This is a genomic window from Arthrobacter sp. Dra40, from assembly GCF_059091905.1.
The window spans coordinates 1-1228 of the sequence record NZ_JBNHHB010000504.1 but is presented as its reverse complement, the minus strand read 5'-3'; the positions used below and the strand labels follow the sequence as shown (position 1 = coordinate 1228).

At 70.0% G+C, this 1228-nt stretch carries 1 protein-coding gene; it reads right to left on the bottom strand.

The annotated features are described in order from the left end of the window. On the bottom strand, window positions 1–1203 hold a 1203-nt coding region (locus tag AC5RWT_RS37580), incomplete at its 3' end, for a hypothetical protein (RefSeq protein WP_494084650.1). Between the last annotated feature and the right edge of the window lie 25 nt (window positions 1204–1228).

The window sequence follows — 1228 nt, the reverse complement described above, 5'->3', positions numbered from 1 at the left end:
GACGTCCCCGGCGGCCTGCAGCACCAACCCCAAAGCGCCGGCCCGCAGCAGCCGGGCACTGGTCGGTTTTCGACCGGCGGCGCGGAACAGCAGCGCCGCACCCGCCGCCGCGGCTACGGCACTGCCGGCCAGCATGCCGGGGCGGGCGACGACGGCGCGGTGCCAGGCCGCCAGCGGACCCTTGCCTTCCGCCGGGGTGCTGGCCAGTTCAAGCAGTGCTTTGCCGAGCGACTGGACCGGGATCGTGTCCATCCCCGGGACGTGGCCGGGCTGAAGCGAACCTTCGGCAAGCCGCGCGGCGATCGGCGGCAGTTGCAGCAGTTGGCCGGCGCGGGCGAGGATCCCCGGCTCGTCCGGTGAGGCCATGAGCTCCTGCAGGCTTTCGACAGCGACCGGCTCCATCCCGAGGACATCGCTCAGCCGCTGTGTGTCGGGCCCTTCCGGATGCACGATCCGGCCCAGCAGCCGTAGCGCCTCCGCGTCCGCGCGTGAGGCCGAGGGAAACGGCTTGGCGGGAGCCTCCCACGCATGCCAAAAGCTGGTGTCCGGATCGTTCCGGGTTCCGGGCAGCCAGGCCTCAACGGCACGGAAACCGTCCAAGTCCATCAGCGCTACGATCGGCTTGGCAGAGGCCGGCCAGTTGTAAAGGCCGGGGGCCGCTTCACCGTAAACCAACACGATGCGCTCCCCGGGGTCAGTCCCGTCCGAATGACCTGGCTCGGGTTCCAGGACGTGGATTTCCACTCCGTTGAGCGCGCCGAACATCATCAGGTCCTCCCTGCGGAACTTGCCCACCAGCACGGTGCGCAGCTCGGCAGGGTCGGGGGCTTCGAGTTCTTCGGCGTCGTCCGGTTCCGGCACGGCGTCCACTTCCAGGGCCGCATCCGGTGCGGGCGCCTCGTATTCGATGCCGTCGATTTCCACCGCTGCGCCTAGATCGGCGGAGAGGCCGCGGACCAGGGCTGACACGTCGGGCCCCGGCACCGCCTTGCCGGCGGGATCCAGTACGGCGGCGCGCTGCTCCGCGTTCACCGCCAGCAGGACCGAGACCACACTGTCGCCTGCCTGCGGCGCACCTCCGGCAAACGCACCCAGCAGCGAGCGGTCGGAGAGCTGCTGCTGCAGAGCGGCCACGCCCGCCTCATCCAGCGGCCACGGCCACCACAATTGCCCGGACGCCGGTTCCCAGCCTGTTTGGTTCATAGCTCAACGCTAGCAACCTCTGATC